Annotated in this window: 6 protein-coding genes; all 6 read right to left on the reverse strand. The window is 69.1% G+C overall.

Features of this window, described 5'->3' with window-relative positions; genetic code table 11:
• Positions 1-79: 79 nt before the first annotated feature.
• A complete protein-coding gene (locus Q9G87_RS08800; RefSeq protein ID WP_305915711.1) occupies positions 80-583 on the reverse strand; it encodes a hypothetical protein in 504 nt (167 codons plus the stop codon).
• A 123-nt stretch (positions 584-706) separates the two neighbouring features.
• A complete protein-coding gene (locus tag Q9G87_RS08805) occupies positions 707-1123 on the reverse strand; it encodes a hypothetical protein (RefSeq protein ID WP_305915712.1) in 417 nt (138 codons plus the stop codon).
• A gap of 395 nt (positions 1124-1518) precedes the next feature.
• Positions 1519-3429, reverse strand: a complete 1911-nt coding sequence (locus Q9G87_RS08810; RefSeq protein WP_305915713.1) for a pectinesterase family protein — start codon at positions 3427-3429, stop codon at positions 1519-1521.
• Positions 3426-4652 (reverse strand): pectate lyase family protein, encoded by a 1227-nt coding sequence (locus tag Q9G87_RS08815; RefSeq protein ID WP_305915714.1) that lies wholly within the window; start codon positions 4650-4652, stop codon positions 3426-3428. The genes Q9G87_RS08810 and Q9G87_RS08815 overlap by 4 nt, the downstream gene beginning before the upstream one ends.
• Positions 4652-5947 carry an ABC transporter substrate-binding protein gene (locus Q9G87_RS08820; RefSeq protein ID WP_305915715.1) on the reverse strand — a complete coding sequence of 432 codons (1296 nt, stop codon included), beginning with the start codon at positions 5945-5947 and terminating at the stop codon, positions 4652-4654. The genes Q9G87_RS08815 and Q9G87_RS08820 overlap by 1 nt, the downstream gene beginning before the upstream one ends.
• Before the next feature lie 6 nt (positions 5948-5953).
• Positions 5954-7113: family 43 glycosylhydrolase (locus tag Q9G87_RS08825; protein WP_305915716.1), on the reverse strand; the 1160-nt coding region annotated here is incomplete at its 5' end.

The raw sequence follows: 7113 nt of genomic DNA on the forward strand, positions 1-7113 counted from the left end.
CGAGAGGGCCGCGCTCCAGCAGACCCCGCACAACCGCGGATAACTGTAGGTCGGCGAAGCCGTGCTCGACGGGGTGCGTTCACTGGCGATCAGGGCACGCGGCGGAGATCCGCAGCAGGTTCCCCGCGACATCGGTCAGGGCGAGGAACAGCAGTCCGTGGGTCTTGTGTTTGCCTGGGTAGTTCTTGCGGTCATCGGCTCTGGTGCGGCGTTCGGTGCGGATCAGGGTGCCGTCGATCAGGACGACCTCTCCGCCCGCCTTCGTGATCTTCTTCAGGGCGCGGTCCAGTCGCGGCGCGCGGGCCGCGAGCAGGGCGATGACCTCGCGGACCCAGCGCATGACGGTGCCGGGTGAGACGTGGTTGCTGCGGGCCATGTCGGCGATGCGCTGGTCATGGCGGAGTACGGCGAGCACGATGATGGCGATCTTCCCTGCGGGGAGCTTGCGCCAGCGCGAGCCGATCGCCTTCAGATGCTCGCGCAGCACGCCGGTGACGAAGGTGAGAGTTTTGGTGGACAGCGGCAGACAGTAGGTGTAGACAGCATGAGTGTCGCCCTCGGCGGGCTCATTGGTCTTGTTCACACACCGCGATATCCCTGCCGGGGGCCTTTGCTCGGGATCCACATGTCGCCGCCGGTCAGGGGCCGAAAGCTGCGGTATTCGTGTCGTCGCCCTGTCGCCGTGCTCGCGGCGGGGATCTGGCGGTCAGGACATGTGGGTGAAGCTTCCGGTCGCCGTCTTGCGCAGCCAGCCCCGCTCGGCCAGCCGGTTCAGCTTGGCCCGGATGCCCTCCACCGGGCCCGGCTCGGTGCTCAGGCCCGCTGCGCGGCAGATGTCCTTGCAGATCCGTGCCCGGTCCGCGTCGGCCACCGCCTTCAGCAGCAGCTGGTAGTCGTCGGGACCGCCGGCCTGATGCCGGTACGGGATCATCATGAAGCCCTGAGTGGCCGCGGCGTGCTCGGGATCGGCCAGGTCGTCCGCGGCGAGCATCTGGGTGACGACCTGCTCGGCCACGCTCATCCGCTCCAGTTCGCCCTCGATCTCGGCCAGTTGCTTGGCCAGATGTTGTGCCTGGTCGGCCAGTTCCGCACGGCGTGTGGTGATCCGTTCCAGCAGTGACATCTCACCCCTTCCGCCGATTACCGAAAATAATCGTTCAGATACGCATCGTAGAGGTGTCATGCTGTCAGCGGCGCCCAAACCGGCAAGAACCCCCGGCCCGGCCCGCGACAGATGATCTCCCGCGACGATCAGCAGCTTCCACCAGGCCGAGCATGCCCAGACACGATCACACCAGCCCCGTGAACTGCGACTTCAGGATGGAACTCGCCCATTGATGCGGGCGCCGGCGTGAGGGGATCAGAGCGATGGCGCGGTCACGGGGCGACAAGTGGGCTCCACCGCACGGCGCGGTGTCCAAGACCCCGGTGGAGTGGTTCGTGGCGCAGTTGGCGGGCTGGTGAGCGAAAGTGGGCCGGCTCGGCCCGCGAGCCGGCACCCTTTGCCTCAGCGTCACCTTACGGCTGCCGCTCCGCGTAGGGCCGCCACTTGCCCAGGTAACCCTCCACGGTGTACTCGGCCGCCTGCGCGTCGGTGAGCTGCGGCCGATCCGCCGTGCCGGCCGCGCCCGGGCCGGTGTTGCGGTATTCGGCGAAGCGGGCGTCCTTCCAGGAGAAGCCGCCCATGTCGGTCCAGGGAGCGTCGTGGATGTGGGCGCCCAACCAGGAGTCGCGGACCACGACCTGGGCGATGGCCTTCGGGTCGTTGCCCGGGTGCCACGGCCGCCCCAGGTAGACCGACTTGTCCGCCACCTGACCCTCCAGCCGGCTGCCGACGATGAGGAAGCCGTGCTGGTTGGAGTCGCTGGTGCTGGCCGCAGTCACGTAGCCGGCACCGACCGACTTGATCACGCAGTTGTCGAAGACGGCCGTGCCCCTGCCGTAGATGAAGTCAACGTCCCCCTCGATGTAGCAGTCACGCAGGTAGGCGCGGCTGACGACATCCCTGTGCGGGGTGTCGGCCTTGTAGGTGTCCTGGTTGCCGAGGAACCTGGTGCCCTCGAAGGCGATCCGGTCGCCGACAGTCCGCACGGCGAGCGCCTGGCTCGGAGCCACCGACTCGTCGTAGGCGTTCTCCAGGGTGACGTCCTCGACCGTGATGTCGCTGCCGAGCACGCTGAAGGTGGGGCTGTCGGCGGAGCCGTACGTGCCGCCGTAGAACTTCTGGCCGCCGGCGGGCAGGTTGTAGGTGATGACCACGTCCTCGGCCCGGCCCGTCGCGCCCTTGATGGTGAGGTCGCGGCGGCCCGGCCAGACGCGGACGATCTCCCGGTAGACGCCCGGCTTGACGGTGATCACGGCGCCGCGCGGGGCCGCGCCGATCGCCGTCTGGACGCTGCCGAAGTCGCCGCTGCCGTCGAGCGCCACGGTGATCTCGCGTGGGTACGGCCGCTGCCCGCCGAGCGGCCCGGCGCCGCGCGTGACGAGCGCGGGCACCTGCTCGGCGGGGTCGGGGGTGTAGGTGTAGTACGCGGACGGCTCGAACGCCGGGCCGGCGTTGTCGATACGGCCCCGCGTCCCGCTGAACACGTTGCCCCGCTGCATCACTTGCGAGGTCGCGTCCTTGGAGACGATGGGGTCGGGCACCGACTGGAAGTAGCTGTTCTCCACAACTATCCGGCCGCGGCCGCGGATCATCGTCCCGTAGAGGCCGGCGTCCTGGAGGTAGTTGTTGTACAGGTGCGCGGCCTCGGTGTTGTCGATGCTGGGGTTGCGCTGGTAGATGCCGCGGAACCAGTTGTGGTGCAGGGTCACCTTGGTCACCACGTTAGGGGTCCAGCCGATGCCGACGGCCTTGTTGTGGTCACTGAAGACATTCCAGGAGACGGTGACGTAGTCGCTGTCCTTGCGGATGTCGAGCAGACCGTCGCCGGTCCTGGTGAAGTGGTTGTGATCGATCCACACGTGGTGGGCGCCCTCCACCTGGATGCCGTCGAAGTCCTTGCTCTTGCCGTCCCAGTCGCCGGCCACATAGGAGTCGCGGATGGTGAGGTTGCGGATGATGACGTTATGCACGTGGTCGAGGATGAACCCGCCGTGCACGATCTCGGCCCCGGCGCCCTCGCCGAGGATGCTCTTGTCGGAGGCGACCGAGATCTCCTTGCCGTAGGGCTCTATCGTGATCGAGCCCCTGACCTTGATGACGTACGGCTCCGCCGCCGTGGCGTACCGCTCCAGGTCGGCCTGGTTGTCCACGGTCACGGTCGGGCCGGCCGCACCGCCGGTCGTGCCGTCCACGCCGAGCGCGTTCAGCCCGGCGAACCCGTCGGCCCGCTCGGCGCGCGCGGCATGAAGGGGCGCAGTCTCGGCATGGGCGGACGCGGGCACCAGGAGCGCCAACGCGGCGAGGGCGGCGATCACGAGCCTCATGAGAGCTTCCCCGCTCCGGCGCGGGCCTGGACCAGACCGGGCACGGCATGCCCGGGATCGACGCGCCCGTGCAGGTGCGGGCTCCAGCCCACGTCACCGCCGAGATCGGGGTCGTGCGCCGCGTTGTACGCCGCCAATACGTTCACCGGTCTGCCGTTCACCAGCGTGCCCTCCTCGTGGATGGCGGTTCCGCCCCAGCGGTAGATGATCTTGTCGGGGGTCGTTCCGCTGGGCAGGCGGAAGGTGTTGTTCTGGGCGTAGATGGCGGAGTTAACGCCGACTCCCCACGAGTAGGTGTACTCGGAGCCGGGCGGGACCACGTAGGCGTTGTTATATACGTGCACCTGCCCGTGGCGCACACGCGGCGCCCGCTGGTTGAGCGCGCTCAGCTCGTTGTGGTGCAGCGTGATCCGCAACTTGCCCGCGTCGTACCGCGGGTTGTCGGTGTTGCCCCACAGGAGCGACTTGTCGTGCCCGGAGAACCGGCTCCAGGAGATCGTGACCAGGTCGCTACCCCTGACGACGTCGAGCAGCCCGTCGTGGTGCAGGAAGCGGGCGCCGAAGTAGTACGGCTCCGCCTGGTCCGGGTGGTCGCCGTCGGTGAGTGTCACATGGTCCACCCAGACGTGCCGGGACTCGGAGATCGAGATGTTGTCGTACTCGGTCTTCCAGTCGCCGCCGCTCCATCCGGGGAAGCAGTCGAAGGCGTCGTGGACCGCGAGGTTCCTGACGATCACGTTGTCGGCCCGCTCGATGGTCAGCGCCAGGCCGGCGAGCGAGGCACCGGGACGGCCGACGAGCGTGGTGTTGGAGCCGATGGGAATGACCACGTGCCGCCGCTGGTTGGCCGCCGACGCCTTGCGGGCCTCCTCCAGGGGGCCCGAGGCGGGGCCCGTCCAGTGCGCAGGATGGTAGGCGGCGAGGTAGGACTGCAGGTCGTACTCGGGAACCGCGTAGTCCGCACAGCTCAGCGGGCCCGCGTCGATGGCGCCCTCGACGTAGACGACCTTCGGGGCGTCGCCTGCGACGGCCGCCGCCAGCTCGTCGCGGGTGCGGACGGTCACCGCGTGGCGGGCCGCGGCGCCGCCGCTGGTGCCGCCCTCGGCTGCGGCCCATCCGTCGTCGGGCGCCAGGACCTGCCACCCCAGGTCCTTCGCCTCCCCCGAGTGCATCGGGCTCAGCGCCGTCACGGCAGCCAGGACGGCCGCGGTCACAGGCCCCATCAGCCGTTCCTCTGCTTGTATCCGGCCTGCGCCTCGGTCAGCTTGGCCGCGAACTGGTCGAGGAAGTCCTTGGCGCTGAGCTGGCCGAGCAGCACCTTCTGGAACAGCGGCTCGGCCCAGGTCTTGGTGATCTCGTTGAACTCCGGCAGGTGGTAGGGCATCTGCAGGACCTTGGTGGCCGGGTCGTTCAGCACGCGCTGCGCCTCGGCGATGTGCGGGGCCTGGTTGCCCTGCACGTCGGTGTTGGCCGGGATGACGCCGCTTTTCTCGGCGATGTAGGCGTCCATGTCCTTGGTGGCGAGGAACTCGGCGAGCTTGAACGCGGCCTCCTTGTTCTTGCCGGCGGAGAAGACGCCGACGCCGCTGACTGGATTGGACAGCACGGCCTGGGTGCCGGAGTCGGACTTGGGCACGGAGAAGGAGGCCACCTTGTCGGGGCCGAGTGCCTTGATGTGGTCCTGGTAGGAGCCCAGGTTGTGCTGCATGACGGCGATGCTGCCGGCGGTGTCGAACTGGGCGACCATCTTGACGTAGTCGTTCTGCAGGTCGGCCTCAGGTGTGTTCTTCTTGTAGAGACCGGCGTACTTCTCCAGCGCCGTCACATTGCGCGGGTCGTTGATCGTGGACTTGCCCGCGGCGTCGAAGAACTCGGTGATGCCGGACTGGGCGTAGACGACCTCCAGCATCTGGGCGATGGAGCCGGCGCCGCCGCGGATGGTGAAGCCGAACCGGTTCTCGCTCGGCTTGGTCAGCTTGTCCACCACCGTGAAGAACTCCGACCAGGTCCTGGGCGGCTCCAGCCCGGCCTCCTTGAACCAGTCCTTGCGGTACCAGAACGCGCCCGCGTTCGTGGACAGCGGGAAGATGTACGCCTTCCCGTCCGGGACCACGTTCTTGACGGTGGTCAGGAGTGACTCGTTGAACTTGCCGTTCAGCGCCGGATTGGCGGCGATGCGCTCGTCCACCGGTTCGAGCGCCTTCTGGGCAACGAGGTTGGCCAGTCCGGAGGTGGAGATGTCGGCCACGTCCGGCGTGCCGCCGCCGGCGATCGCTGTGTCGATCTTCTGGGGCGCCTGGGCGATGGGGACGCCCACGTATTTGACCTTGATGGTCGGGTTGGCCTTTTCGAACTCGGCGATCGCGTGTTGCCAGATCGGCGTGCGGGCCGGCCCGGCGTTGGTGTCCCAGAAGGTGATCTCGGTCTGGCCGCCGGAGCCGGCGTCCGAGCCGCATCCGGCCAGCAGGGCCACGGTCAGGAGCACCGAGGCCGATGCGGCCGTTACACGTCGTGTCATTGACTACTACCTTTCGATGTCCACGGTGAACGCGTCGAAGATCGCCTGACCGGCACCGCCGCCCGCAGCGAACAGGCCGATGACCGCACCGACCCACCGCCCCTGCGTGGCCTGGAAGGGCTCGCCCACCTTGCGCGGCCCTTCCCCGGTGTCGGCCAGGAACGTGACGAGAGCCCCTTCGCCGACCCGTGCGCCGATGGTGACGGGCTCACCCGTCTTGACGGGCACGGGCTCGGCGTCCCCGCACACCAGGACGGCGCCGTCCGGGGTGCTCTCCAGCACGACGGAGGCGGCGGTGTCGCCGATGACGGCCAGACCCGCCCGGCCCTCGCCGTCGAGGGTGAGGGTGGTGGTGACCGTGCAGGGATCGCCGGGCAGCCGCTGCCCGAGCACGGACGGGCGCTGCCTGAGGTCGTCCGGCCCGGGCACGCAGGCCAGGATGAGCCGGCCGTCGCGCAGCTCCCACCAGGACGGGTCGGAGTTGGCCTGCCAGCTCCACTGCAGCCCCAGCCCAGGTCCGGAGAAGTCGTCGGAGGTGGCGGGCGTGCCGGGCACGCCGCCGGGTACGGGCACCGGCCCGCCGGGGACCGGCTCGCCGTCGGCGCCCATGACCGGCCAGCCGCCGTTCCACGTCATGGGCTGCAGGTGCACGACCCGGCCGTAGGGGCCGCGGTCCTGGAAGTGCATGAACCAGTGCTCGCCCGACGGGGTGTCCACCCAGCCGCCCTGGTGCGGGCCGTTGACGTCAGTGCCGCCCTGCCGCAGCACGATGCGGTCCTCGTACGGGCCGAAGACCGACTCGGCGCGGAACACCGACTGCCAGCCGTTCTCCACGCCGCCGGCCGGCGCGAAGATCCAGTAGACGCCGTCGCGTTTGTACAGCTTGGGGCCTTCCAGCGTGCGGTAGCCCGGCAGCAGGTCGGCGTCGATGATCAGCGTGCCGTCGTCCAGCACGATGCGGGCGTCGGGCGACATGCGGTGCAGGGTGAGCCGGTTGTTGATCCCGGCGCGGCTCCTGGCCCAGCCGTGCACCACGTAGGCCTGCCCGTCGTCGTCCCACAACGGGCACGGGTCGATCAGCCCGAGCCCGGGCTTGACCACGTGCGGCTCGCTCCACGGGCCGCGCGGGTCCTCGGCGCTGACCTGGCAGATGCCCACGTCCGGGT

Source organism: Nonomuraea turcica (assembly GCF_030718205.1).
GTDB lineage: Bacteria > Actinomycetota > Actinomycetes > Streptosporangiales > Streptosporangiaceae > Nonomuraea.

What these genes read in the sequence shown, in the direction of transcription:
- Q9G87_RS08805 (WP_305915712.1), bottom strand. Translation starts at nt 1,123, where the DNA reads ATGTCACTGCTGGAACGGATCACCACACGCCGTGCGGAACTGGCCGAC.
- Q9G87_RS08810 (WP_305915713.1), bottom strand. Translation starts at nt 3,429, where the DNA reads ATGAGGCTCGTGATCGCCGCCCTCGCCGCGTTGGCGCTCCTGGTGCCC.
- Q9G87_RS08815 (WP_305915714.1), bottom strand. Translation starts at nt 4,652, where the DNA reads ATGGGGCCTGTGACCGCGGCCGTCCTGGCTGCCGTGACGGCGCTGAGC.
- Q9G87_RS08820 (WP_305915715.1), bottom strand. Translation starts at nt 5,947, where the DNA reads ATGACACGACGTGTAACGGCCGCATCGGCCTCGGTGCTCCTGACCGTG.